Consider the following 25,021-nt stretch of genomic DNA (forward strand, 5'->3'; position numbering starts at 1 on the left):
TCCGCGCTCGCGCCGGGTGTGGTTCGGCCGACCAGTTTGCCGACGATGACCGGCGGGTAGTCAGACAAGAACCGGACAACAGATGCCGATGGCTCGAGGAGCTCGTCATGACCGACCAGCGCCGCCCAGGCTCCCGGATTCCGCGGTTCGGACCGGGTGGGTCAGGGGCGTCGCCCCAGTCTCGCGGGATTGCCGTCACCAGGAATCACGACGTCATCCGTCGCTGGGCCGCGCAGCGGGGCGCTCGGCCCGCGACCGTGCCGGGCAGCGAGCACGACGGACGGCTCGGAGTGCTGCGGTTCGACTTCCCCGGATACGGCGGGGCGGTACTGCGTCGGGTGGGCTGGGACGAGTGGTTCGCCACCTTCGACGCGAGAAATCTGCGCTTCTGGTATCAGGAGCCGAGCGCCGACCGTCCGCCGAGCAATTTCAACCGATTGGAACCGCCGCGGTAGCCGGCGGGCCGCTGGCGCCACCGTGAGGCCGGTCACCGTCGGATCCACGTAACCGGCGCATCCTGCTCATGTGACGCACGGCACGACGCAGCCGCGCGTTCCATCCGCGACCTCGCTGTCGCCGCTTGTCTCGTTCCGTTCGGTGATGGAAACGAAAAGAATTGCTGCTCAGCGTTTTTCGTAGGCGTTTCCGTTCCGGTACCCCGCCTGCGGCACGCGGAACTCGTACTGCGCCATCGCCCCCTTGCACCGCAGAATCGGCCGGGCGTATAGCGTCGATGGAACGACCAAGAGACCCCGGATCGGTCTGCCGGACGTTTACCGGCCGGGCACAGGGGTACTCGTAGCCGAGCAAAGGTTGCTCGAAAAGCGGAAGGTCGCGTCGGTATGGGGATGCGGTAGTCCGCATCGTGACGCGCTTTCGCATGTCTGCAAGGGATAAGGTCTTGAGCGCAAACCTGATGATCGTGGAAGACGACGACCGGGTCCGTGGTGCGTTACGGCTCGCTATGGAGGACGAGGGATACGACGTCGACGAGGCGGAGGAAGCCGAGGACGCGCTCACCCATCTGCCTAGCAATGGCGTTCCGGACGTGATGATCGTCGATTTGATGCTCGGCGGCATGGACGGATTCGAATGTATCCGGGAGATCCGCCGCGATCACGACGTCCCGATCATCGTGGTCAGCGCCCGCGACGACACCCACGACGTGGTGGCCGCGCTCGAGGCGGGGGCCGACGATTTCGTGACCAAGCCGTTCGAGATCAAGGAGATCACCGCCCGCATGCGCGCGGTGCGCCGCCGCTCCCGGCTGACCGCCGAGCGGGAGACGCCGCAGGAGATGGTACTCGAGGCCGACGACACGGCTCCGCTGGTGCTCGCTCAGGACAGTGGCGTGGTGCGCCGCGGCGACGAGGAGATCCGGCTCACGCTCACCGAGTTCCGTTTGCTCTGTGAGCTCGCCGAGTCACCGGGCCGTGTGCTCAGCCGTACGGTGCTGCTCGAGCGCGTTTGGGACCGCGGATTCTTCGGCGACGAACGCATCGTGGACGTGCACATGCGTCGTTTGCGCACGAAGATCGAACGGGATCCGTCCGATCCGCGCATCGTGGTGACGGTGCGCGGGCTCGGCTACCGACTCGATGTGCGCCGCTGAACGCTGCGCACACGCCGAACGCTGGAATCCGAACGCCTGGAGCCTCCGCGCCCGGGTGACCGCCGCTTTCGCGACCATCGCCGCGCTGATGTCGCTGGTACTGGTCGTTTCGGTGTTCCTGATCAGCCGCAGCTACTTGGAAGCACAGTCGCCGGGCGATCTCAACGCCGATCTGGACCTGCTGCGCAACGTGCTGATCGGATGCGCCGGCGTGGTCACCCTGATCGGGGCGGCGGTCGGCTGGTGGGCGAGCAGGCGGGTGCTGACCCCGCTGCACCAGCTCGCGGGCACGGCCGCGCGGATCGCTTCCGGTGATCTCGGCCAGCGGTTGCCCGCCACGGGTGACCAGGATCTCGCGATCACCGTCGGGTCGTTCAACACCATGGTGGACTCGCTGCAACGGCGTATCGAGCGGGAGCACCGGCTCTTCGGCGATGTCAGCCACGAGTTGCGTACCCCGTTGACCACCCTGATGGCGAGCGTCGACGTACTCAACCGGCACCGGGGCGATCTGCCGGAGCGTTCCCAGCGAGCACTCGGCTTGGTCACCGCCGAGGTCGACCACCTGCGCAAATTGCTGGACGACCTGCTCGCCCTGGCGCGAGTGGAAGCGGGGATGCACCACGGCGACGCCGAGCCGCTGTCGGTGCGCGACCTGCTGGTCCACACCCTGGCCGACCGCCACTACCCGGGCGAGCTGCTCACGGTGCGTCAGGACGTCACCGTGCGCGGCCGCAAGGTGGAACTCGAGCGCGCGGTGGCCAACGTGCTGCACAACGCCGACCGGCACGGCGGCGGCGTTGTCGCGGTCACCGTGGACCGCGACGGCACCGACGCGGTGCTCACCGTCGACGACGCCGGCCCCGGCGTACCGCCCGCGGACCGGGACCGGATCTTCGAACGCTTCGCGACCGCTCGCAGCGGCCGCCGCTCGACCGAGGGGACGGGCATCGGCCTTGCCCTGGTCGCCGAGACGGTCGCCACCCACGGCGGCCGGGTGCACTGCACCGAACGACCGGGCGGGGGCGCGCGATTCGTCGTGCGGCTGCCCCGGCTCGGCGACATCAATCCGTAATACGACCGTAAAGAAGTCGACTGGTTCACCTCAAAGTCGCTTCGTAAGCCTGGAAAAGTACTGCTGATCGACGAGGGAGTCGTATGTCACTGCCAACCCTGTCCCCAGCGGAGATCGAGCGATCCCGTGTCGGCAACGCCGCGGCCGCTCTCGGGGCCACCCCGTCTCGGAAGGAAACCGGACCGGCCGTGGTCCTGCGCACGCCTCGCTTGGGTGATGGTGCTCCGATGTGGCGTATCGCGAAGGATTCCGCAGTGCTCGATGTCAATTCGAGCTACGCGTACCTGTTGTGGTGCCGGGATTTCGCCGGGACATCGGTGGTCGCCGAACTGGACGGCCGCGTCGTGGGATACGTGATCGGATTCGTCCGCCCGCAGGCGCCCGACACCGTGTTCGTCTGGCAGATCGCGGTGGACCGCTCGCAGCGCGGCCGCGGCATCGGCGCCGAACTGCTGCACACGTTGCTCAACAGTGTTGCGGCTCAGGGCGTTTCGGTTCTCGAAACGACAATCTCGCCGGACAACGCCGGTTCCATCGCGCTGTTCACGTCGGTGGCGCAGGCGCGCGGCGCCGATCTGACCAAGCGCCCCTTGTTCGACGCCGGCGTCTTCCCCGACAGCCACGCACCCGAAGACCTGTATCGCATCGCCCCGACCGCCCGCACCACCGAGGAGGATCACCGATGATCAACGCCGACACCACTGTTTTCGAGAGCCTGGAGTCGAATGTGCGCGGTTATTGCCGTGCCTGGCCCACCGTGTTCACCACGGCGAAGGGCAGCTGGCTGCGCGACGAGGAAGGCAAGGACTACCTCGACTTCTTCGCCGGCGCCGGTGCGCTGAACTACGGCCACAACAACGACGTGCTCAAGCGCGCGCTGCTGGACTATATCGCGAGCGACGGCATCACCCACGGCCTGGACATGTCGACCGCTGCCAAGCGGGAATTGCTGGAGACGTTGCGCGACACCGTCTTCACTCCGCGCGGCCTCGACTACAAGGTCCAGTTCCCCGGCCCCACCGGCGCCAACGCGGTCGAGGCCGCGCTCAAGCTGGCGCGCAAGGTCACCGGTCGCGAGACCATCGTCAGCTTCACCAACGCTTTCCACGGCATGACTCTCGGCGCGCTGTCGGTCACCGGCAACGCCGCCAAGCGCGCCGGCGCCGGTGTGCCGTTGGTGCACGCCGCGCACATGCCCTACGACGGCTACTTCGACGGCACCACCGCCGACTTCCAGTGGATGTCGAAGGTGCTCGACGACACGTCGTCCGGTTTCGACCGCCCGGCCGCGGTGATCGTGGAGACGGTGCAGGGCGAAGGCGGCGTCAACGTCGCCCGCGCCGAGTGGCTGCGGCACCTCGCCGGTCTGTGCGCGGAGCGGGAAATCCTGTTGATCGTCGACGACGTCCAGATGGGCTGCGGCCGCACCGGGCCGTTCTTCTCCTTCGAGATCGCAGGCATCACCCCCGACATCGTGACGCTGTCGAAGTCGATCGGCGGCTACGGCCTGCCGATGGCGTTGGTGCTGTTCAAGCCGGAGCTGGACGAGTGGTCGCCGGGTGAGCACAACGGCACCTTCCGCGGCAACAATCCCGCGTTCGTCACCGCGACGACCGCGCTGCGCCACTACTGGTCCGACGACGCCCTGCAGACGGCGACGCAGGCCAAGGGCGAGAAGATCGCGCGGACTCTCGGGGAGCTGGCCGAATACTTCCCCGGTGTCTCGACGCGCGGACGCGGCCTCGTGCAAGGCGTGGTGTTCGACGATCCCTCGCAGGCGGGCAAGGTCTGCCAGATCGCCTTCGAGCGCGGACTGCTGGTGGAGACGTCCGGTTCCACCGACGAGGTGGTGAAGCTGCTGCCGCCGCTGACGGTCACCGACCAGGAGCTAGACCAGGGCTTGCAGATCCTCACCGGCGCCGTCGAGTCGGCGTGCGGCGGAATGGGGGCGATCGCATGATCGTGCGCACCACCGCGGAGATCACCGGCACCGAGCGCGACGTGGCGGGTGCGGGCTGGCGCAGCAAGCGCATCGTCCTCGGCGGCGACGGCGTCGGCTTCTCCTTCCACGAGACCACCATCGACGCCGGAACCGTGCACGAGTTCCACTATGTGCACCATGTGGAGGCCGTGTGGCTCGTCGAGGGCGAGGGCACGCTGACCGACCTGGACAACGGCGTCACCTACGAGCTGGCCCCCGGCTCGATGTACCTGCTCGACGGACACGAACGGCACCGCTTGGAGGTCCGCACCACGATGCGGATGATGTGCGTGTTCAATCCGCCGGTCACCGGGCAGGAGGTTCACGACAGCAACGGCGTCTACCCGCTGGTCGCCGCGACGATCGGAGGATGAGAGCTCCAATGGTTCTGCAGCACACCGAAACCCGGCCCGAGACGGCTCGCTACGATCGTTACCCGACCCGTCTCGGCGGGCCCGCTCCGCACTTGGAGCGCGCCGACCCCGCGGTGTGGGGGGAGATCGAGAGCCCGGAACTCGCCTCGTTCGACGCCGACGGGTTCGCCATCCTGGACCAGCTGCTCACGCCCGCCGAGGTGGCCGAGTACAGCGGCGAGATCACCAGGCTGGCGAACGATCCCGCGCTGCGAGACGACGACCGCGTCATCGTGGAGAAGTCGTCGAACCGGGTGCGTTCGGTCTTCGAAGTGCACAAGCTGAGCGAGGCGATCGCCGACCTGGTGCGTCAGCCACGGGTGCTCGGGCTCGCCGAGCAGGTACTGGGATCGAAGGTGTACGTGCACCAGAGCCGGGTGAACTACATGCCCGGTTTTCGCGGCACCGGTTTCTACTGGCACTCCGATTTCGAAACCTGGCACGCCGAAGACGGCATGCCCGCGCCGCGTGCGGTGAGCCTGTCGATCGCGCTCACCGACAACTACCCGATCAACGGCAGCCTCATGGTGATGCCGGGCTCGCACCACACCTTCGTGCCGTGCCTGGGCAGCACTCCGGCCGAGCACTATCGGGAGTCGTTGCAGGAGCAGGAGATCGGCGTGCCGACGACCGACGACATCACCGCGCTCGCGAACCGGTACGGAATCAGCCAGTTCACCGGCCGGGCGGGCTCGGCGCTGCTGTTCGACTCGAACCTGATGCACGGGTCGTCGAACAACATCACGCCGTTCCCGCGGTCGAACATCTTCGTGGTGTTCAACAGCGTGCACAACACGCTCCTCGAACCGTTCGCCGCGCCCGCGCCGCGACCGGAGTACATCGGCAGCCGCGATTTCACGCCGCTGCCGGACTGATCGAGCGCCGCCCCGCGCGTGCGGCTCGCCCACCTCTCGGGCGAGCCGCACGCGCGGGGCGTTTCGCATGGCCTCCCGGGCTCTGCGCGGAGGTCAGACCAGCCGCCGGATCGCCTCCGGCCCGAGGTCGGCGATCGACGGGTACCCGTCCACCGCCATCAGCAGATCCGCCTCGGCGAGCAGCGACCGCACCACGTGCACGAGGCCGTCGACGCCGCCCAGGGCGAGTCCGTAGGGATAGGGACGGCCGATCCCCACGGCCGTCGCGCCGAGCGCCAGCGCTTTGACGATGTCGGCGCCGGTGCGGATGCCGGAGTCGAACAGCACGGGCAGGCCGTCGGCGGCCGCCACCACCTCCGGCAGATGCTCGATCGCCGGGATGCCCCCATTGGCCTGCCTGCCGCCGTGATTTGAGCAGTAGATGCCGTCGACGCCCGCGTCCTTGGCGCGCCGCGCGTCGTCGGGATGACAAATGCCCTTCAGCACGAGCGGCAGGTCGGTCAGTGACCGGAGCCACGCCAGATCGTCCCAGGTCAACGCGTTACCGAACAGTGAGATCCAGGTCAGGATGGCGGTTTTCGGGTCCTGCTCGGGCGGACTGGCCAGCAGGCCGCGGAACACCGGATCGCTGAAGTAGTTGGCCAGGCAGTGCCCGCGCAGTTGGGGGAAATTGGAGACCGCCAGATCGCGCGGGCGCCAGCCGGGCACCCAGGTGTCCAAGGTGACCACGATGGCCTTGAAGCCCGCGGCCTCGGCCCGCCGGACCAGGCTTTGCGCGAGGTCTCGGTTGGTGGGGGTGTAGAGCTGGAACATGCCCGGGGTGTCGCCGAACTCCGCCGCCACCTCCTCCAGCGGATCCACCGTGAGGGTGGAGGCGATCATGGGGACGCCGGTGCGGGCTGCGGCCTTCGCCGTGGCGATGTCGCCGTGCCCGTCCTGGGCGCACAAGCCGATTACGCCGACCGGAGCCAGAAAGACCGGCGTCGGCAGCGTCATCCCGAACAGCTGGATGGACAGGTCGCGAGTCTTGCTCGTGCGCAGCATGCGGGGGACCAGGCCCAGTTTCTCGAAAGCCGTCACATTGGACCGCTGGGTGAGCTCGTCGCCGGCCCCGCCCGCCACATACGACCAGATGCTCGGTGGCAGGGCCGCTCGAGCCTTCGCTTCCAGCTCGGCGTACGTCATCGGGAAATCCGGCAGCACGCCGCCGAGCCCTTGGAAGTAGATCTCGTTCTGGTAGTCGCCGAAGTTGGTCACGCTGCTCCTGTCCTCGTCTCGATGCATGAATGTATCCGATACGTTCGTGTAGCAAGTACCGTTCCGATCAGGCGCGCAACGCGCGGTACAGCGTCAACCAGCGATCGGGGGAGACGAGTCCGACCGGCTGATCGAGCGGGATGCCTGCCGCGCCGCATGCGCGGTGGACGGCACGGGCGGGGAATTCCCGCCGCAACGACGCTGCCACGCTGCCCCCGGCACCGGAGAAACCGAGCTCGACCAGCCTGCGATAATCACCGATCCACTCGCGCGGCAGCAGCGGAGCGGGCCGGTTACGCAACCGCAGAATCGCGGCGTCGACTCGCGGCACCGGATGGAAGCTGTGCCTGCCGACGCGCGCGCCCGATTCGATCGCCGTCGTGGGCCAGTGGCCGACGGTGAGTTTGGTCCACCGGCCGTAGTCGCCGGAGTGCTTGCGCGCGAACTCGAGTTGGGTGAGCAGGGTGGCGGAGGTGAGCCAGCGCGCGGCCAGGCACCAGCGCACGATGTCGGTCGTGATGGCGAACGGCACGTTGGCCACGACCGCGAACGGCTCCCGTGGCGGGCGCACCGTGCGGAAATCGCGGTGCTGCACGGCTATTCGCGGGTCGTCCGCGTACCGGCGACCCAGCAGCGCCGCATAACGCGGGTCCTTCTCGTAGGCGTGAACGCGGCTGCCCGCGTCGAGCAATCGCCTGGTCAGCATGCCGTCACCGGGTCCGACTTCGAGGACGAGGTCGTCGGCGGTGACGCCCGAGGCGTGCACGATCAGCCGGGCGACGCCGGCATCGGAGAGGAAGTTCTGCGACAGCAGTTTCCGCGTGGTCGCGGGACGGCTCCCACGGCTGCGGGCGCGCGGCAGGGAACGATGGCGGGACATGGGTGTCCTCCGAACGGAGTGGTCGAATCGGGAAGGTCGATTCGCCTGGACCCATGCCGGGGCACGAAGAGTTCGGCGGCCGCTACCGGCCGCCGATGCGGATTCCGCTCGAACGATTCAGCAGATCGGAGCGATACGGTGCGCCGGCGCGGGCCAGGCCTCCGTACGCAGCCGGATGTAATACGCGCCGGCCGCGCACGCTCCGTTCATGCCAGGATTGCCACCCATGTCCGGCACCGTACGACAGGCGCGCAGCCGGGTGCCAGTTCTTTTCGGGCTCAGCGGGACGTCGGCTGATCCACCACGTCCGGATCCTGCAGCTCGGCGGCGAAGGTCCGCCAGGACTTGGCCTCCGCGTGCTTGCCGAGCTGGTCGAGCAGATCGGCGAGTTCGGCGATGGCGCGCGGCTCGCGGCGGTCGGCGGCGGTGCGCCACCAGGATTCGGCTCCGACCGGATCGCCGCGGCGCAGGCGCACCATGCCCAGCTCGTAGGCGGCGCCGGCGTGTCCGGCCTCGGAAGCCTGGGCCCACAATCCGCACGCCTGTTCTTCCTCGCCCCGGCGGTACATCGCGACACCCAGGTCGTAGAGCGCACCGCGAAACCCGGGATCGCCCGACTGACTGGACTTGCTCGGGCGCGGGGCATCGACCGTCGCGGATCGTTGGGCGCGCTGCGGAAAGCCGTCGGGAGCCGGTGCGGTGGAAACGTCGAGACTCGGCGGTGTCATCGGTGTACTCGCCGCGGGGCGGGTGTTCGCGACGGCCGGACCGGGTTCACGCGCGGGTGCGTCCGCTGCGGGTGGGTGCGAAACCTGTCCGCCGAGGGCGGACGCCGCAGGGGCGAGGTGCTGCTCCACCGGCGCGGCACGGGAATCGGGAGGCGAAGTCTCGGCTCGGGGTTGCGGGTGTGTGCCGGTGGGGTCGAATGCGTGATACGCGTCGGCCGCGGTCCAGGAATCCGTGACCAGCGGACTGGAATCGGTGCCCGGCTGCTCTGCCGGGGGTGGGGTAGCGGCAGACCCCGGGATAGCTTGCATGCCGTGCGGGTCTGCCGGTCCAGGCCTGGAATGCGAGGGCGAAGTCTCCGCCTGGGGTTGCGGGTGTCTGCCGGTGGGGTCGAGTGCGTGATACGCGTCCGCTGCGGTCCAGGGGTTTGCTGATAGCGGGTTGGATTCGGTGCGACCGGCATTCGGCACGGGCCGAGGCGGTGGCGAAAAGTCGGGGCCAGGCGGTGCGTCGCTGATCGATAGGGCGGTGATGGAGCGTGCTGGGTCTTCGGGCGGATGCGTGTGCGCGACCGGCGGTCCGAACGTGCCGTACGAGTCCGCCGTCGATCTCTCGTGCGCGGTCCGGGGATGGTGATCGAATCTTCGGGAAGGTACTTCGGCCTGTGCGGACGGGACAAGCGGGGCCGGCGGAGGCGCGACGCGCTCCGCTTCGACCGGGGCGCCGGTGGCGAATGGGTCGGGCACATCGTGCGCGGCGTCCGTTGCGGAGTGTCCGGCGAACGGGCTCGGCGCTGCGAGTGTGTCGTTCGGAGCCCGGTCTCCGAGAACTGTGCGCGGAGTTTCCGGAACGGGCCGTGCTGCCCGAGACGACTGCACGTTCACGAAAAGGTTGCCGGAGTGTCGAGGCTGCGGGCTCTGGCTCAGTCGGCCGTTCACCGCACCCGCGGACGCGGACGGTTCGGCGGCAGGCCGCTCCGTCGGTGCCGCGGATGCGGTCACAGGCGAGCCGGCGTCGATTCGCGGAACCGGCATGGTCGGCGCGGTGGGTGGACCCGCGGAAGCGGAGGAACGCGGGCCGAGCGGGCTCATGCCGATCGGAGCCCTCGCGGGCGCGGCGGGGGCCGGCGCCTCCGGCGGAAGGGGTGTGGGAGCGGTGGACAGCTCCACGACCAAGTTCGCGAAGTTCGGCGGTCCCTCGCCGATGCTGCACCACAGCACGACGCGACCGTTGGGCTGGTGCTCGACGACGATGCCGTAGTTGCCCGCCCAGGACTTCTGTGTGCCGAATTCGTCCACCCAGACCGGGGTCAGGGTCACCAGGGTCACCGGCGCGGTGGGCGTGACGGCGAAGCTGACGCCCGCGGCCAGCGCGTCGCTCCACGCGTCGACTCCGGCGAGCGAACGTCCGTGCAGGTCGAGATAGCCGTCGACGACCGACAGCCCCATCCCGAGCCCGCGCAGCCCGGCAGGCGGCGCCGCCGAGATCATCGTCAAGGCGACGGTGGTGGGGGCTGGGCCGACCTGCTCGGTGTACATCGGGTAGACCATGCTGCCGTGCCAGAGAATCGGATCCGCGCTCTGGTAACGCGCGGCCAGCGGCAGCTCTTCGGGCGTATTCCGGGCAGCCCACGACGAATACCGCTCGTTCACTGTCGCGCGCCTGCCTTTCCACCCGATCCCTGCCGCCGCCCCCGCGCCGGGCAGCGGGGTATACCGTACTCGCCGCGAACCGGAACTGCGCCGCAATCCCCTGGCGGTAGGTAACGCCCCGAGCGCCAACGCTACCGGGGGGTTCGTCCCATTTCCCAATGCTGCACAGTGGCGTGTCCGGCCGCGCGGCCGGTACGTCAGCGACCGGCGCCGCTCCGGGCTACCGATGTCCGGCGGCGAGGCGTCCCAGTGCGGCCAAATCCTTTTCCAGCGTCCGGAACAGCCAGTACACGCCGACGAACGCCGCCGCGCTACCGGCGCAGAGCACGCGCAGCGGCACGATGACGGCGGGGATGTCCTCCGGTGGGATGAACGTCGCCCCCACGACGCCCAGCAGCGGCACAGCGGCCGCGACGGCGAGGAAGTACGTGCTGTCGGCGTCGAGCTGCCGCAGGCGACGCGCGTCCTCGGCGCCGAGCCCGCCATGGGGAAGGAACATCGGGTACAGCGACCGCAACGCGTAGAAGGTCACCAAGAAATAGGGATACGCCATCGCGATGGCGCCGCAGACGATCTGGGTGAGGAAGAAGTGCACGTAGGACGCCGCGGTGATCTGATTGCCGGACACCCGCACCGACACCGGGACAGCCACGCCCGCGATGGCCCAGAGCGCGAAGCACGTGAGGACGTTGCGTCTGCCCAGCCGCAGGGTGTCGGCCCTGGCCCGCGCCAGGGTCGCCGAGTCGTACGAGCGCCCCTCGCGCAGCCCGCGCGCGATCGACCAGAGCCCCGCCAGAAGCAGGTTGGTCGCCACGAAGCCGATCAGGAAGCACACGGCGTAGGTCGCCAGCGCGATCTGGTCGAAACGGTGCTGGGCCTGCGCGTCGAGTTTGTCGATGATCAGGGTGCGATTGTGGTTGTAGCTGTAGAGGATCGCGAGCGCATTGGGCACGCCGACGGCCAGGGCCATGATCGGGTGTCTCAGCGTGCGAGCGCGCAACCGCCAGCTGCCGGGCGGCGGATCGACGAGGTCGCGGGCGCGGGCGTCGAGACAGACCGCCAGCTGCTGGGCCATGTCGGCGCCGGACGACCACCGTTCGGCGGGGTTCGGATGGAGCGCACGGACGAGGGCACGCTGCAACGCCTCGGGGCAGTCCGGGGGCAGATCCGAGTAGGGCAGGGCGCGGGGGCTGTGGGATCGGCGCCGGAGCATGGCGTCCAGGGCGGTGCGGTCGCCCCCGGCGGCCGCGTCGTCGTCGAACGGTTTGCGGCCGGTGAGCAGTTCCCAGAGCACGACCGCGAGGGCGAAAAGATCGCTGCGAGTGTCCAGATCCTCGGCGGTGGCGGGCAAATCCGGATGCACCGCGGCGAGCTGCTCGGGCGACATGTACGCCAGCGAGCCGCCGAAGTAGGCCAGCGGGCTGTCCCCGGCGACGTTGCCGCTGAAACTGATATTGAAATCGGCCAGCTTGGGCACGCCGTCGGCGGTGAGCAGCACGTTGGCGGGCTTGACGTCGCGGTGCAGCACACCGGCCCGCCCCGCGTAATCGAGCGCTTCGGCCAAGCGCCGCCCCAGCCATGCCACGGTCTCCGGCCACGTCAGCCCGGCCAGCTCGGCCCGCTGCGGCGATTCACTGGGTTGGATCTCACCTTTCGCGGCGAGTACGCCGTCGATGACGTCGAGCAGCATGGCTCCGCCGCGCTGGGCCTGCGGTGTCGCGCGGACGCGTTCGAGCACCGTGAACAGCGTCCCTCCCGGCACGTACTGCATGTACAGCAGGCGCAGTTTCCGGTCCGCCAGCACGCGCTGGTCGAACACCCGCACGATGTAGTCGTGGTCGAGCTGAGCCAGGGTCTGGGGCTCGGCGCCTTTGTCGCGCGAGATCTTCACCGCGACCAACCGCTGCATCGACCGCTGCCGCGCCAGGAAGACCCGGGCGAACGCGCCGCGGCCGAGGCCGGTCATCAGGTCGAAGTCGTCGATCCGCTGGCCGGCCGCGAGGTCGTCCAGGTTCGCCGGTTCGGGGGCGACCGTCATCAGCGTGCTGTGGTAGTCGTCGGTCGCGAGCATTTCCGACAGCTGGTCGGCCTGGTCGGGGTAGGCGGCGGTGTACTCGGCGACGTCGACCGTGCCGCCCGCCTGCCTGCGGACGTGGAACTCCTCGTAGATCAGATCCGGCGGGAGCGGCCAGGTGCGCAGTTCCGGCAGTTCGGCGGCGTAGTCGGCCAGCCGTTTGGGAGCGGCTCCACGGCCCCACCGGTTGGCCAGATCGACCTTGATCAGTTCGATCAGCGACACTCGGCGGATGGCGGGGGAGTCCGGAAGATAGTCGGCCAGATCCGGGGGAGTCGCCGCCGTCCGCCAGGCGTCGGCGAAGCGCTCGACCACGTCGGCGATTCCGGTGCCCCGCGCTTCGATCGGCGATCGGTCCGCTGCGACCGTCGCCCCCGGAACCGGCGGGGCGGGGTGCGCCATGGGGGCATCGTATCGACCGGAGGCCCTTCCGCGGAACGGCGCCCAGTCGACCAAGCGCTTGCTACGCTCGATCGATGATCTCCACGGTGGTCTGGGGCACCGGCAATGTCGGCCGGGCGGCCATCCGGGCCGTCGACGCCCACCCGGCGCTGCGTTTGGCCGGGGTGCTCGTGCACGATCCGGCGAAGGTCGGCCGTGACGCGGGTGAACTCGCCGGGCTCGACCGCGAACTCGGCGTCGCCGCCACCGACGACGTAGGCGGGATTCTCGACGCCCGCCCGGAAGCGATCGTCTACGCGGCCTCCGGTGATATCCGGCCCGACGACGCCCTCGCCGACATCGTGCGGGCGCTACGCGCGGGCGCGGTGGTCGTCACGCCGGCGCTCTACGCGCTCTACGACCCGCGCAACGCACCGCCCGAGATCCGCGACCCGGTGCTGGCCGCGATCGCCGAGGGCGGCGGCTCGTTGTTCGTCTCCGGCATCGACCCCGGATGGGGCAACGACGTGCTGCCCCTCCTGATCAGCGGGCTCGGCAGCACGGTGGAGTCGATCCGCTGCCAGGAGATCTTCGACTACTCCACCTACGACCAGCCGGACTCGGTGCGCTACCTGGTCGGCATGGGGCAGCCGATGGACTATCCGCCGCCGATGCTCGCGCCGTCGGTGCCGACCATGGTGTGGGGCGGGCAGATCCGGCTCATGGCGCGGGCGCTCGGTGTGGAACTCGACGAGATCCGCGAGACGCTGGACCGGCGCGCCTTGGAGGTCGCCGTCACCACGACGTCCATGGGCGAGTTCGCGGCGGGTACCCAGGGCGCCGTGCGCTTCGAAGTCCAGGGCATCGTCGACGGACAACCGCGTCTGGTCATCGAGCACGTCACGCGCATCCATCCGTCGTGCGCACCTGATTGGCCCGCGCCGGCCGACGGCGGCGCGGGCGCGCACCGCGTGATCATCGAAGGTCACCCGCGCATCGAGGTGACCGTCGAGGCGACCGACGAACACGGCAACCGCTCCGCGGGCGGCAACGCCACGGCCGTCGGCCGCCTGGTCGGCGCCATCGACTGGCTGGTAGCGGCGAAACCCGGACTCTACGACGCACTGGACGTCCCGCTGCGTCCCGCGGTCGGCAAACTCGGAAGGAAGCACCCATGATCATCGACGTTCCCGAGGGCAAGGATCCGATCGGCTACGTCTGGGGCGAAATGGTGCCCGGCATCGGCGTCGCCGCCTCGAACTTCTCACTGTCGGTCTACTCGCACAGCACGCTCGGCCTGCGCGAGTTCGAGGCGGCCCGGCTGCGCATCGCGCAGATCAACGGTTGCCTGTTCTGCATGGACTGGCGCACCGAACGTGACGGGGCGAAGGTCGAACCGGAATTCGCCGAGGCAGTCACCGAGTGGCGCACCACCGACGCCTTCGATGAACGCACCCGGCTCGCCGCCGAATACGCCGAACGCTACGCCACCGACCACCACAATCTCGACGACGAATTCTGGAGCCGGATGTTCGCCCACTACAGCCAGGCGGAAGTGGTCGAACTGAGCATGAGCATCGGCTCCTGGCTGGCGTTCGGCCGACTGAATCACGTCCTCGGATTGGATTCGGTCTGCGTGCTGCCCGGCCATTCCGCCGGTTGACGAATCGCGGGAGTTACCTCGGAATTCTCGAAACCCACGCGGGCTGCCCGTCGACCAAGCCCAGTTCGAACTCGTCGGGAGCGTCGAGCACGGCGCCGAGTTGGCGAAGCGCTCGATCGGCGGAGATCTCCGCGGGGAAACGGATGTATTCGAGGGTGGCGCCGGATATCCGAGCCCGGAATCGGTACCGGAATTCGCCCTGCCCCGCGTAGGTCAGCGCGATGCGGCCCTGCCAGTCGATGTCGTGCCTGCCGTCGGGGCGGCGGGTGAAGAACACTTCCTGGTCGGCGACCGAGTCGTGCCCGAGCAGATAGATGTTGAACGCCAGGCATTCGACGTCGTCGGCGTGCGCGAGGGGCAGCGGATCGACCGTGAGACGTTGCGGTTGTTCGGATTTCAGCAGGAAGGGACGGCCGGGTGCGGCGGCGCGCAGCCCGGTGGCGTCGTCCTCACCCCAGTACGTGGACGACAGCGTGCAGCTGTGATAGTTCTGCCAGACGATCGGCGACAGCCAGTCCTCGCAGGTCTCCTCGCCGCCGGCGGGATCGCGTTCGGCGTCGTACGCCGCGGAACGCAGGTGCAGATCGAACCACAGGCCGCCGGCCTGGTCCATGCGGCCGGTCCACGCGAACTCTTCGATCGCGTGCCCTTCCGGCCACGGATTGCCCGGGAACACAATTCTCCCGGCGGGCGAGAAACGCACCAGGTCGGTCCTTTCCATCCGACACACCCTAGCGACCGAGGCCGACAAACTCGACATGCCAGAACCGGGAAGCCGCGCCCGGCCGCGTTCGCGCTTCAGGCTTCGGCCGGTGCCTGTTCTTCCGGCTGGTCGGCGGGTGGCTCGTCCACCGTCCGCTTCGGCCCGGTGAACCAGGTCCGGGCCGAGACCAGCCACCAGATGCCGATCGCGCCCACCACGCCGACCAGCGTGATCGGCGCGTAATTCACGGTGGTCCAGGTGAATTCGCTGTGCCACGGGTATCCGCGGGCGTCGGTGGGCAGAATGAACAGCACGCTGATCAGCGCGATCCACAGGAGCGCGATGACCCCGATCGGGCGGTACCACGCACCCAGTCGCCACGGGCCGGTGCGGAAGCGAGCCCCGTGCCGCTGCCGCAGCAGAATCGGAATGCCATAGGCGATATAGAGCCCGATGGTCGCGATCGAGGTGGCCGCGGCGTAGGCGGTCGGTGCGTTCGCCGGGGGCACCAGCATCGACGGAATCAGCAACACGAACGCGAAGAACGAGATGAACAGCACGGCGTGCACCGGCACCTTCCGCGCGGAAAGCCGCGACCAGAATCTCGATCCGGGCACCGCGCCGTCGCGCGCGAAGGCGAACAGCATCCGCGAGGCGGAGGTCACCGAGGCATACCCGCAGAACAATTGCGCGACCGCCGCGATGATCAGCAGCAGCCCCGACCAGAACCCGTTCAACGAGTTCTCCAGGATATAGATCACGGGGTAACCGCTGTTCTTGCCGGGATCCAGCGCGTCGTCCAGATCCGGAATGGCGAACGTCACCGCCATGATGAGCAGATAACCGGCGATCGCCGACACGACGATCGTGTTGATGATGCCTTTGGCCGCCATCCGCGATGCGTCGTGCGTTTCCTCCGACATGTGCGCGGACGCGTCGTAGCCGGTGAACGTGTATTGCGCGTGCAGCAGGCCGAGCAGGAAACTGAACGCGACCCCGCCGAATCCGATCGCGCTGTTGTCGACCGTCTCGGTGAAGACGAATTCGGCACTCTGGTGGTGTCGCGCGCCGAACCCGAGGACCAGCACGAAGATCGCCACGCCGCCGACGTGCCACCACGCGGAAACGTTGTTGATCACCGCCGACAGATGGGGACCGAGCACGTTCAGGACGGCGTGCAGCACGAGTACGGCGGCGAAGACCAGGAAGATCGCGGTGCGGTCGGTGCCGATGTCGATCCCGACGACGTTCAGCACGACGGTGGTGAAGATGGCCGCGCCGTAATCGATCGCCGCGGTGACGGCGATCTGTCCGATCAAGTTGAACCATCCGGTGAACCAGCCCCACACCGGACCGCCCAGCTCGGCGGCCCACCAGTACAGCCCGCCGGAGGTCGGATAAGCGGAGGCCAACTCGGCCATGGCGAGTCCCACGAACAGCACCATGACCGAGACCAGCGGCCACCCCCAGGCCATCGTGATCGGGCCGCCATTGGCCAAACCTATGCCGTAACTGGCCAATCCGCCGGTCAAGATGGACACGATGGTGAAACTGATGGCGAAATTGGAGAAACCCGACCAGGACCTGGCCAGTTCTTGTTTGTAGCCCAGTTCGGCGAGCCGACGTTCGTCGTCGGAAGGGGTTCGGGTGTCGGTCATGTCGTGCTCCCGGGTGAAAACGCTGCCCTCATACCGCGTTTGCCAGAAGATCAGTGTGAAGTACCGATCGGTCAACCGCAGCCCAACCAGCAAATCCATGGAACGACGGGTCCCGCCCCCGGGCAGGGGACGCCGAACGTAGCGTGGGGACCATGAGCGAGCGACTGGTGGTCATCGGCGGTGACGCGACGGGCATGTCGGCGGCGTCGCAGGCGCGCCGGATGAAGGACGCGAGCGCGCTGGAGATCGTCGTGTTCGAGCGCGGCGGGTTCGCCTCCTACTCGGCCTGCGGCATCCCGTACTGGGTCGGCGGCCATGTCGACGAGCGGGACGCCCTGATCGCCCGCACCCCGGCAGAACACCGCTCCCGCGACATCGACCTGCGACTGCACACCGAGGTGACCGCGATCGACGTCGACGGCGCCCGCGTGCGGCACCGCGACCAGGAAACCGGCGCGTCGGCCTGGCTGCCCTACGACCACCTGGTGATCGCCACCGGCGCCCGCCCGGTGCGGCCACCGCTGCCCGGCATCGACGCCGATGGCGTGCACGGCGTGCAGACCCTCGACGACGGGCAAGCCTTGCTCCAGACGCTGGAGCGGGCCCGCGGCAACCGCGCCGTCGTGGTCGGCGCAGGCTACATCGGCGTGGAGATGGCGGAGGCGCTCATCCGGCGCGGCTACGACGTCACGATGGTCAACCGCGGCCCGGAACCGATGTCCACGCTCGACCCCGATATGGGCGCCCTGGTGCGCGACGCCATGTGCGGCATGGGCATCAAGGTGGTCGGCGACGCGGAGGTGGCCGAGCTGCGGACCGGCGCCGACGGCCGGGTGTCCGCGGTCGTCACCGACACCGCGGAGTACCCGGCGGACGTCGTGGTGCTCGGCATCGGCGTGCGCCCGGAGACCGAACTCGCCCGCGCCGCCGGGCTGCCGCTGGGGCAGTACGGCGGGCTGCGGACCGACCTCGCCATGCGGGTGCGCGGTTACGAGAACATCTGGGCGGGCGGTGATTGCGTCGAGGTGCTGGATCTGGTCTCCGGCCGCGCACGCCACATTCCGCTGGGCACCCATGCCAACAAGCACGGTCAGATCATCGGCGCGAACATCGGCGGGGGATACGCGGTCTTTCCCGGCGTCGTGGGCACCGCGGTCAGCAAGGTATGCGAGCTGGAGGTAGCCCGGACGGGACTCCGCGAGAAGGACGCTCACGCGGCGGGCCTGCAATACGTGAGTGTCACGGTGGAATCCACCAACCGCGCCGGCTACTACCCGGACGCCCAGACGATGACGGTGAAGATGCTCGCCGAACGTTTCACCGGCCGCTTGCTCGGCGCACAGATCGTGGGCCGCGAGGGCGCGGGCAAACGCGTGGACATCGCGGCGGTCGCACTGACCGCCCGGATGACGGTGGAGCAGATGACGATGCTCGACCTCGGCTACGCCCCGCCGTTCTCCCCGGTGTGGGACCCGGTTCTGGTCGCCGCGCGCAAGGCCGTCACCGCCGTTCGCCGACGTGGGTAGGGCGCTCAGGCGCCGAACAGTTCGAGCAACTCGCTCTTGCCGAACATGACCGCGGCGTCGCGGGCAGACGGGGTGCCCGCGTCGGGGTCGGCTCCCGCCGCGGCGAGCAGGCGCACGATCTCGGTCTCGCCCTTGAACACCGCTCCGGCCAGGGGAGTCCGGCCCTTGTCGTTCGCCCGGTTCGGATCGGCGGACCGCTGCAGCAGCGCTGCCACGGCGTCGGGGTGCCCGTGGTAGGCGGCGAGCATGAGCAGCGTGTCACCGGCATCGTTGGTGAGATCGACCGGCACGCCGGCGTCCACGTAGGCGGCCAACCTCGCGGCATCTCCGTGCCGGGCGAAGTCGAACACCTTGGTGGCCAGTTCGAGCAGTTCCGGGTCGATTTCGCCGGCGTTCATCCGCTCACTCCTGTCGTGGGCCGCGCGCGAGTCAGCGCGTCGCCGCGGATTTTCCCAGTTGCTCCCGCACGATGCGTAGATCGGCGACGAACCCGTCATAGGCGGCGGTCCGATCGGGCGCGCGCAGTACCGACGACGGGTGCACCGTCGCGATCGCGCGGAAGTCCGCGGTCTCGACGACCTCACCGCGGCGTTCGCTGACCTTGAACGAAGGGCCGAGCAGCGCCTGCGCGGCGATCGCGCCGAGGCACACCACCAACCGTGGGCGCAGGAGGTCGAGCTCGGCGTCGAGCCACGCCGAACAGGCGACCACCTCGGTGCGGCCGGGCTGCTTGTGAATCCGGCGCTTGCCGCGCTCCACGAACTTGAAATGCTTCACCGCGTTGGTCACATAGACGGCGTCGCGATCGATGCCGACGTCCGCCAGCGCCCGGTCCAGCAGCCGCCCCGCCGGGCCGACGAACGGCTGCCCCGTCACGTCCTCCTGATCGCCGGGTTGCTCGCCGATCAGCACCACGTCCGCGTCCGGAGGACCGGCGCCGAAGACCGTCTGCGTGGCGTGGCGGTAGAGATCGCACCCGCGACAGTCGCAGGCCGCTTGCCGCAGCCCCGTCAGATCCGCGTTCTCGGGTACGAACATCGCGGCGCCGGGCGCCTTCGTCACTGTCCGCCTCCTGCCTTCGGCGGGGCCGCGACGGCCGTCGCCGAACTCCGCTGCCGCTCGTGCTGGTGGCGGCTTACCCGTTTCGGCGGCCCTCACGCGCGCGTCGCGAATCTCCCTCCCACGTGCTGAACGAGGTGACATGGGTCGGTATAGTCGCCGCGGATGAGTAGTGTCACCGCCACCGCCGGAACGCCGATGTCCCAGAACCGTCGACTCGGGCGTGTGCTGCGGGCGGCGCCGGTCCTGTCGCTCGCGTTCTCCGCGTTCTGTCTCCTGACACCGGTCTGGCCGTTCCACAAGATCACCGGCGGGTTCATCGACCTGCAGGTGTATCGACTGGGCGTGGATGCCATGCGGCACGGCGCCGACATGTACGGGCAACTACCGCAGACCACCATCGGGGCGGGCCTGCCGTTCATCTATCCGCCGTTCGCCGCGCTCGCGCTGGGTCCCTTCGCGATGCTGCCGTGGGATGTCGCCGCCCTGAGCTTCTTCGTCTCCTCGGTGGCCGCATTGGCTCTCACGCTCTATCTGGTGGCACGGCGGGTCTGGCCGGACGAGTCGCAGCGGCGGCTGGCGGCGTGGGCCACCGCGTGCGCGACTCCGTTGGGGCTGCTGCTGGAGCCGATCCACTCCACGCTGGATTTCGGTCAGGTCAATCTACTGCTGATGGCTCTGGTCGCCGCCGACTGTCTCACGCACAAGCCGCGCTGGCCCCGGGGCATGCTGATCGGCATCGCGGCCGCGATCAAGCTGACGCCCGCGGCGTTCGTGCTCTATTTCCTGGTCCGCCGGGACTACCGCGCGGCCGCGACCGCCGCCGTCACCGGTGCGGCGGCGACGGCGCTCGGTTTCGCGATTCTCCCCAAGGAATCCGTCAAGTATTGGTTCGGTGGTCTCGGCAACGTGTCCGGACTGAGCGGCTCGGCCTTCCACACCAATCAGTCGATTCAGGCGGTGTTCTCGCGGTTCGAAGTGCCGGAGCCCGCGTTCACCGTGATCTGGCTGGTCCTCGGCGCGCTGCTGCTCGCCCTGGTCGTCGCCGCCATGCGCCGGGCCGCCGACCTGCCCGCGCTCGCGCTGGCCCTCAATGCCGTCTTCACACTGCTCGTCTCGCCGATCTCCTGGTCGCACCACTGGGTGTGGATCGCACCCGCCCTGTTCGCCGTGGTCGGCTATGCGAGCCGACTGCCTGTCCGGCGCGCGATCGGGTGGTGGGTGACGTTCGTGGTCACCGCGGCGGTGTTCGTCATCGGACCGCACAACTGGCTGCCCGACGGCGAACACCGGGAAACCGCGTGGACGCCCTGGCAGCACTTCATCGGCAACACCTACGTCTGGTTCAGTGTGGTGCTGGTCGTGCTGTTCCTGCTCGCCGGGAAGCGCTCCGTCACCCGGGGCGGGAACCCGTCATCCGGCGAGCCGGTCCGGACGTCCGACGACACGCCCTCGGCGCTGACCACACGCTGAGGGGCGGCCGGGCGGCGACCCGCCGCCACGTCACCCCATGCCGGGTGCGGAGGGCGCGACGAAGAGGAAGCTCTTCTCTTCGACGCGCTGCTTGATCCGCCAACGTCCGTCTACGCGGACGAACGTGTCGAGGTACCAGAGCCCGCACAGCATCATCGTCGGCGGCCCGTCACCGCCGGACACCACCATCGGGTTGTGGCACATCGTCCGCCCGGTGGCCGTGTCGCCGTCGACTTCGATGGACGAGTTGCTGATCAGGTGCTGGAAGGCGGGAAAGTTCGGCAGAACGGAGGCGAGGAACTCCTTCGTCGCCGCCAGATCGCCCACCGAGCCGCCCATGGCGGAGTAATCGATGTGGGCGTCGGGTGTGAACACGTCGTCCAGCAGGTCCCACTGCCGGGTGTCGACCGCGTGCGAATATCGCACCATCAGGTCTTCGATCTCGAGTCGATCCGAAATCTCCTGCAACGACAGCATGCCCGCCTCCGATTGACGTCGATACCCCGGCTATGCCACCAGGATTCGGCGGGTGAGGCAAGGTCCGTGCGGTTACGCCTTGTGCGGCAGGATGTTCAGTACCAGCGTGAGCCCCGCCACAATGCTCACGCACGCCACCAGGGTGGCGAACGCCGATTGGGTAAGCGTCGCGATGCCGATCGAAAAGGCAAGGCACGTGGTCAAAGCGAGCGCGCCGGTTCCCGGTTCCACACCGGCGATCCGGGTTGGTCGGTGATCCGTCATAGCTATGTAATACCCACGCTGCCTCGTTACGAAACCGTGATAGACAGTCGGCCTTCCGCCTCGGCCTCGATCGCAGGTCGGTGACCCCGCGGACACAGCTCTGGATGCACGGCAGGCGTACAGTACGTACGTACGGTTTGGTAGAGCCTCTCGGAGTGGCCTGTGTGGAATCCTCAGCAATACCTCGCGTTCGACGACCATCGCTCCCGCCCCTTCTTCGACCTGCTGTCCCGGGTGACGGCGGACGAACCGCGGGTGGTGGTGGACCTGGGCTGCGGCCCTGGGCACCTCACGGCGGTCCTCGCCCAGCGCTGGCCCGGCGCGATCGTGCGAGCGCTCGACTCGTCGCCGGAAATGGTCGCGGCCGCGCGTGCGCGCGGGATCGACGCCGCGCTCGGGGCGGTGCAGGACTGGCAGCCGAGTCCGGAGACCGATGTCGTCGTCTGTAATGCCGTCCTCCACTGGGTGCCCGGACACCCCGATCTGCTGGCCCGATGGATGCGTCAGCTCCCCTCGGGTGCATTTCTGGCGGTTCAAGTACCCGCGAACTTCGACGCCGCCACGCATCGGGCGATCCGCCAGGTGGCCGCCCGCGACGAGTGGCGCGACAGCCTCGACCGAGCGGGCATCCTCGAGCCGCGGGCGGTACTCGATCCTGGCGCGTACGCCGACCTGCTCGACCTGGCCGGCGGGGCGGTCGACGCCTGGGAAACGACCTACTTGCAGCGCTTGACCGGTGACGATCCCGTGCTCGCGTGGGTGACCGGCACGGCGCTGCGACCGGTGCGCGGCGCGCTCGACGACGCGCAGTGGCAGGAGTTCACCGCACAACTCGCGCCGCTGCTGCGTAGCGCCTACCCTCGGCGAGCCGACGGCACGACCTGGCTGCCGTTCCGGCGCGTCTTCGCGGTTGCCCAGAGGCGGTAGCGCGGGGGCAGGCGAGCGCGGACAAGACCCGGACAATCGTATGTCCGCACACGGTGTTCGGCCGGGGCGCCGTGGTGACCCCGCACCTGGCGGCGGCGGTGTCTCGATTCGGTGCGCGGCTGGTCACCGAGCCTGCTCGTGTGCCGTCGACAGCAGCCGGTCGACCCGGCTGCGCAGTTCGCCGGTCACGGCGGGCAGGCCGATCGACGGAAGCTCGGCCACCACGTTGGCCGCGAGAACCCGCAGCTTGGTGTTGGTTTCCTGGGATCGGACGCGCAGGATGGCGAACGCCTGCTCGGCGTCGAGGCCGTAGACGAGCATCACCGCGCCCTTGGCTTGTTCGATCACCGCCCGCGCGGCTACCGGATCGATGTCACCGGCCGCTGTGCCGTCAGCGTCATAACTCACACGCACGCACTACCCGTCCGAGGCCGTCTGACACCGGCTCGCGGCGGAGAAACGATGGCGCGGCGGATGTCCTCGGCCACAGGGGAGGGTTGACGCGAGCCCCGCGGATCGCGATACTTCGAACGTCATAGCGATTGCGTATAACTCGTCCTGTGGAAACGCTACGGAGACAGATCAATGATGATCCATACGGCAGTCGAAACATTTCTTCTGGCTCAGGTGGACGACCCGGTCCCCGAGGCTCCCCCGAACTCGGAGAAAATCCTCCAGCTCTTCCGATATTTCACGTGGTTCGTGATTCTCTCGGGAGTCGCCGGAATCACCTATGCCGGGGGCAAATTCGCTTGGGAGAAGTGGAACGGTGGTCCACTGGCTTCCGCGAAAATGGTCGCCGGCGGCATGCTCGGCGGGGTCATCGCCACCAGTGCGGGGACGATTATGAACGCGCTGATCGGCTGAGGCGGTCGTCCGCGTGCCGTGCCTCCCACCGCCGTCAGTCGTCGACCTCCAGTTCGACCAATTGCGCTGGTGTGAAAGATTTCTCGCGCCGGTTGGTTTCCACGCCGAAAACGGCGACCACGAGGTCGCCGCCCGGCTGGACCACTCCCGCCTGTGTGAGGGTGCCGTACCCGACGACGGATTCGCCCACGTGATCGGCGAGTTCCGCGGCGGGCACACGAATTGTCCTGCTCATGGGGCACCTCTATCGGGTCGAAGTGTCACTGGTTGCGGTGTCACTGTTCGCAAGAATCGATCCTAATCCGCGGTGACATCCGCCGAACCCCCCTGTTTCCGTCGAATCGCATCGCGGCGCGCGGACCGCGGCAAACTCCGCCGTCAAGACGGAATTCCCTGTGCCGTAACGATTCACCCTCGCGATCTTGACCGGTTCGTGACCAGTGCGAGCGCGTCGGCGACCTTCGCCTGGAAGTGCGGGCACTCGCGGAAGTCCTCGGCCGCGCAGTCGAGAGCGTGTGAGATGGTCTCCAGCGCGGCGGTGGCCTGCGCGATCCGATGAACGAGCTGATCTCGGTGCGCACGCAGCAGGTCGCGGCGCGCGGTCCGGTCGGACGCCGCGGCGAATAGTGCGACGAGTTCGTCCAGCGCCAGACCCGACCGCTTCCCGAGCAATATCATCGCGACGGTCTCCGCGTCGTCGTCGTGATACCGGCGCCGACCGGCGCCGTCCCGCCGCGGCGCGAGCAATCCGACGTCCTCCCAGTGTCGCAGCACATGGGTGGCCAGGCCGAAACGCGCTGCCAGCTCACCGATCGAGATGTCGCCGCCCGCCATAGCCGCACTCTAGGCGACGCGAGCGGTGAGCCGCGCGTACAGCCCGATCGGATGACGCCGCGGACGCACCGTCTCCCGCCGTACCGTCGCCGCGTCGAAAAAGCGCCGTAATGCGCTGAGCCCAGCCGCCGCCCGCACGAATCGGAAGTCGTAGATGGCCACGGCGCCGCCGGGGCGCAGTACCCGTGCCAGCTCCGCGACCGCGCGGTCCAGATCCGGCCACTCGTGCATGCTCAAACTCGAGACGACCAGGTCGAAGCTGTCGTCGGGATAGGGCAGCGCGGCCACGTCACCGACCGCCAACTCGGTCGCGCTGCCGGAGAGCGTCGTCTCGGCGAGATCGATCATGTGCGGGGACAGGTCCACGCCGTGCAGCCGCAGGTCCGGCCGACGAGAACGCAGCCGTGCCAGCATTTTTCCCGGACCTGTCCCCACGTCCAGCACCCACGCGCCGGGCCGCGCGGACGCGTCGATGTCGGCGGCGATCCGGCGGTAGAGGCCCCCGAGCAGGCGAGATGCCCGCTGGTCGTATCCCCGGCTCTGTTTTTCTCCGAACGTTGTCATGATCAACCTCTCCTCGTGGTGCGCTCAGCTTGCGAGTTGAGGTCGACCTGAAGTCAAGAGAAGTACGGTGTGGGTCGAGC

General features: G+C 68.6%; 27 protein-coding genes. 13 read left to right on the plus strand and 14 right to left on the minus strand.

Annotated features, from left to right (window positions below):
• The first annotated feature begins 107 nt into the window (after nucleotides 1–107).
• The 7 genes from QMG86_RS13650 to thpD all read left to right on the plus strand — a co-directional run bounded on the left by QMG86_RS13650 (nucleotide 108) and on the right by thpD (nucleotide 5,956).
• The gene (locus QMG86_RS13650; protein ID WP_281879901.1) at nucleotides 108–455 is read left to right on the plus strand and encodes a hypothetical protein; all 348 of its coding nucleotides are present in this window, start codon (nucleotides 108–110) and stop codon (nucleotides 453–455) included.
• Nucleotides 456–901: 446 nt separating this feature from the next.
• Nucleotides 902–1,612 carry a response regulator transcription factor gene (locus QMG86_RS13655; protein ID WP_281879903.1) on the plus strand — a complete coding sequence of 237 codons (711 nt, stop codon included), beginning with the start codon at nucleotides 902–904 and terminating at the stop codon, nucleotides 1,610–1,612.
• 55 nt (nucleotides 1,613–1,667) lie between these two features.
• Nucleotides 1,668–2,687, plus strand: coding sequence for a sensor histidine kinase (locus QMG86_RS13660; protein ID WP_281879904.1), 1,020 nt, complete (start codon nucleotides 1,668–1,670; stop codon nucleotides 2,685–2,687).
• A 227-nt stretch (nucleotides 2,688–2,914) separates the two neighbouring features.
• Nucleotides 2,915–3,373 (plus strand): diaminobutyrate acetyltransferase, encoded by a 459-nt coding sequence (gene ectA, locus QMG86_RS13665; protein ID WP_228829656.1) that lies wholly within the window; start codon nucleotides 2,915–2,917, stop codon nucleotides 3,371–3,373.
• Complete coding sequence (gene ectB, locus QMG86_RS13670; RefSeq protein WP_281879905.1) at nucleotides 3,370–4,647, plus strand: diaminobutyrate--2-oxoglutarate transaminase; 1,278 nt, start codon at nucleotides 3,370–3,372, stop codon at nucleotides 4,645–4,647. The genes ectA and ectB overlap by 4 nt, the downstream gene beginning before the upstream one ends.
• Nucleotides 4,644–5,042 carry an ectoine synthase gene (locus tag QMG86_RS13675; RefSeq protein ID WP_281879906.1) on the plus strand — a complete coding sequence of 133 codons (399 nt, stop codon included), beginning with the start codon at nucleotides 4,644–4,646 and terminating at the stop codon, nucleotides 5,040–5,042. Before ectB ends, QMG86_RS13675 begins: the two co-directional genes overlap by 4 nt.
• An 8-nt stretch (nucleotides 5,043–5,050) precedes the next feature.
• Nucleotides 5,051–5,956, plus strand: coding sequence for an ectoine hydroxylase (thpD, locus tag QMG86_RS13680; RefSeq protein WP_281879907.1), 906 nt, complete (start codon nucleotides 5,051–5,053; stop codon nucleotides 5,954–5,956).
• A gap of 93 nt (nucleotides 5,957–6,049) precedes the next feature.
• Here the strand turns inward: thpD and QMG86_RS13685 are convergent, their stop codons facing one another.
• The 4 genes from QMG86_RS13685 to QMG86_RS13700 form a co-directional block, all read right to left on the minus strand.
• Entirely contained in the window at nucleotides 6,050–7,213 is a 1,164-nt protein-coding gene (locus tag QMG86_RS13685; protein ID WP_281879908.1) for a lactate 2-monooxygenase, read from the minus strand.
• Nucleotides 7,214–7,280: 67 nt separating this feature from the next.
• Entirely contained in the window at nucleotides 7,281–8,093 is an 813-nt protein-coding gene (gene erm / locus QMG86_RS13690; RefSeq protein ID WP_281879909.1) for a 23S ribosomal RNA methyltransferase Erm, read from the minus strand.
• A 278-nt stretch (nucleotides 8,094–8,371) separates the two neighbouring features.
• Nucleotides 8,372–10,471, minus strand: coding sequence for a tetratricopeptide repeat protein (locus QMG86_RS13695; RefSeq protein ID WP_281879910.1), 2,100 nt, complete (start codon nucleotides 10,469–10,471; stop codon nucleotides 8,372–8,374).
• 220 nt (nucleotides 10,472–10,691) lie between these two features.
• Nucleotides 10,692–12,947 (minus strand): serine/threonine-protein kinase, encoded by a 2,256-nt coding sequence (locus QMG86_RS13700; RefSeq protein ID WP_281879911.1) that lies wholly within the window; start codon nucleotides 12,945–12,947, stop codon nucleotides 10,692–10,694.
• Nucleotides 12,948–13,021: 74 nt separating this feature from the next.
• Between QMG86_RS13700 and QMG86_RS13705 the strand changes: the two genes are divergently transcribed.
• Nucleotides 13,022–14,104: an NAD(P)H-dependent amine dehydrogenase family protein gene (locus QMG86_RS13705; protein WP_281879912.1), complete on the plus strand. Its 1,083-nt coding sequence runs from the start codon at nucleotides 13,022–13,024 to the stop codon at nucleotides 14,102–14,104.
• Nucleotides 14,101–14,589 carry a carboxymuconolactone decarboxylase family protein gene (locus QMG86_RS13710; protein ID WP_281879913.1) on the plus strand — a complete coding sequence of 163 codons (489 nt, stop codon included), beginning with the start codon at nucleotides 14,101–14,103 and terminating at the stop codon, nucleotides 14,587–14,589. Before QMG86_RS13705 ends, QMG86_RS13710 begins: the two co-directional genes overlap by 4 nt.
• A gap of 13 nt (nucleotides 14,590–14,602) precedes the next feature.
• Here the strand turns inward: QMG86_RS13710 and QMG86_RS13715 are convergent, their stop codons facing one another.
• Nucleotides 14,603–15,310 (minus strand): hypothetical protein, encoded by a 708-nt coding sequence (locus QMG86_RS13715; protein WP_281879914.1) that lies wholly within the window; start codon nucleotides 15,308–15,310, stop codon nucleotides 14,603–14,605.
• Nucleotides 15,311–15,387: 77 nt separating this feature from the next.
• A complete protein-coding gene (locus QMG86_RS13720) occupies nucleotides 15,388–17,049 on the minus strand; it encodes an amino acid permease (RefSeq protein ID WP_281879915.1) in 1,662 nt (553 codons plus the stop codon).
• 53 nt (nucleotides 17,050–17,102) lie between these two features.
• Here QMG86_RS13720 and QMG86_RS13725 point away from each other — a divergent pair, with 53 nt between their 5' ends.
• Nucleotides 17,103–18,476 carry an FAD-dependent oxidoreductase gene (locus QMG86_RS13725; RefSeq protein WP_281879916.1) on the plus strand — a complete coding sequence of 458 codons (1,374 nt, stop codon included), beginning with the start codon at nucleotides 17,103–17,105 and terminating at the stop codon, nucleotides 18,474–18,476.
• A gap of 5 nt (nucleotides 18,477–18,481) precedes the next feature.
• Here QMG86_RS13725 and QMG86_RS13730 read toward each other — a convergent pair whose 3' ends face one another.
• The gene (locus tag QMG86_RS13730; RefSeq protein ID WP_281879917.1) at nucleotides 18,482–18,874 is read right to left on the minus strand and encodes an ankyrin repeat domain-containing protein; all 393 of its coding nucleotides are present in this window, start codon (nucleotides 18,872–18,874) and stop codon (nucleotides 18,482–18,484) included.
• 31 nt (nucleotides 18,875–18,905) lie between these two features.
• The gene (locus QMG86_RS13735; RefSeq protein ID WP_350356407.1) at nucleotides 18,906–19,514 is read right to left on the minus strand and encodes a UdgX family uracil-DNA binding protein; all 609 of its coding nucleotides are present in this window, start codon (nucleotides 19,512–19,514) and stop codon (nucleotides 18,906–18,908) included.
• Nucleotides 19,515–19,700: 186 nt separating this feature from the next.
• Here QMG86_RS13735 and QMG86_RS13740 point away from each other — a divergent pair, with 186 nt between their 5' ends.
• Complete coding sequence (locus QMG86_RS13740) at nucleotides 19,701–21,008, plus strand: glycosyltransferase 87 family protein (protein ID WP_281879919.1); 1,308 nt, start codon at nucleotides 19,701–19,703, stop codon at nucleotides 21,006–21,008.
• 30 nt (nucleotides 21,009–21,038) lie between these two features.
• Here the strand turns inward: QMG86_RS13740 and QMG86_RS13745 are convergent, their stop codons facing one another.
• Both QMG86_RS13745 and QMG86_RS13750 read right to left on the minus strand, forming a co-directional pair.
• Complete coding sequence (locus QMG86_RS13745; protein ID WP_281879921.1) at nucleotides 21,039–21,485, minus strand: nuclear transport factor 2 family protein; 447 nt, start codon at nucleotides 21,483–21,485, stop codon at nucleotides 21,039–21,041.
• A 72-nt stretch (nucleotides 21,486–21,557) separates the two neighbouring features.
• Nucleotides 21,558–21,749, minus strand: a complete 192-nt coding sequence (locus tag QMG86_RS13750) for a hypothetical protein (protein ID WP_228829632.1) — start codon at nucleotides 21,747–21,749, stop codon at nucleotides 21,558–21,560.
• Nucleotides 21,750–21,911: 162 nt separating this feature from the next.
• Between QMG86_RS13750 and QMG86_RS13755 the strand changes: the two genes are divergently transcribed.
• Nucleotides 21,912–22,676, plus strand: coding sequence for a trans-aconitate 2-methyltransferase (locus tag QMG86_RS13755; RefSeq protein WP_281879922.1), 765 nt, complete (start codon nucleotides 21,912–21,914; stop codon nucleotides 22,674–22,676).
• Between the two features lie 123 nt (nucleotides 22,677–22,799).
• Here QMG86_RS13755 and QMG86_RS13760 read toward each other — a convergent pair whose 3' ends face one another.
• Nucleotides 22,800–23,084, minus strand: a complete 285-nt coding sequence (locus QMG86_RS13760; RefSeq protein ID WP_350356387.1) for an ANTAR domain-containing protein — start codon at nucleotides 23,082–23,084, stop codon at nucleotides 22,800–22,802.
• Nucleotides 23,085–23,264: 180 nt separating this feature from the next.
• Between QMG86_RS13760 and QMG86_RS13765 the strand changes: the two genes are divergently transcribed.
• Nucleotides 23,265–23,543 carry a hypothetical protein gene (locus tag QMG86_RS13765; protein WP_434085683.1) on the plus strand — a complete coding sequence of 93 codons (279 nt, stop codon included), beginning with the start codon at nucleotides 23,265–23,267 and terminating at the stop codon, nucleotides 23,541–23,543.
• A gap of 34 nt (nucleotides 23,544–23,577) precedes the next feature.
• Here QMG86_RS13765 and QMG86_RS13770 read toward each other — a convergent pair whose 3' ends face one another.
• The 3 genes from QMG86_RS13770 to QMG86_RS13780 all read right to left on the minus strand — a co-directional run bounded on the left by QMG86_RS13770 (nucleotide 23,578) and on the right by QMG86_RS13780 (nucleotide 24,941).
• Nucleotides 23,578–23,778, minus strand: coding sequence for a hypothetical protein (locus tag QMG86_RS13770; RefSeq protein WP_159840543.1), 201 nt, complete (start codon nucleotides 23,776–23,778; stop codon nucleotides 23,578–23,580).
• A 173-nt stretch (nucleotides 23,779–23,951) separates the two neighbouring features.
• Nucleotides 23,952–24,377, minus strand: coding sequence for a MerR family transcriptional regulator (locus tag QMG86_RS13775; protein ID WP_281879925.1), 426 nt, complete (start codon nucleotides 24,375–24,377; stop codon nucleotides 23,952–23,954).
• Nucleotides 24,378–24,386: 9 nt separating this feature from the next.
• Nucleotides 24,387–24,941 (minus strand): class I SAM-dependent methyltransferase, encoded by a 555-nt coding sequence (locus tag QMG86_RS13780; RefSeq protein WP_281879926.1) that lies wholly within the window; start codon nucleotides 24,939–24,941, stop codon nucleotides 24,387–24,389.
• Nucleotides 24,942–25,021: the final 80 nt, after the last annotated feature.

Source organism: Nocardia sputorum, from assembly GCF_027924405.1.
Classification (GTDB): domain Bacteria; phylum Actinomycetota; class Actinomycetes; order Mycobacteriales; family Mycobacteriaceae; genus Nocardia; species Nocardia sputorum.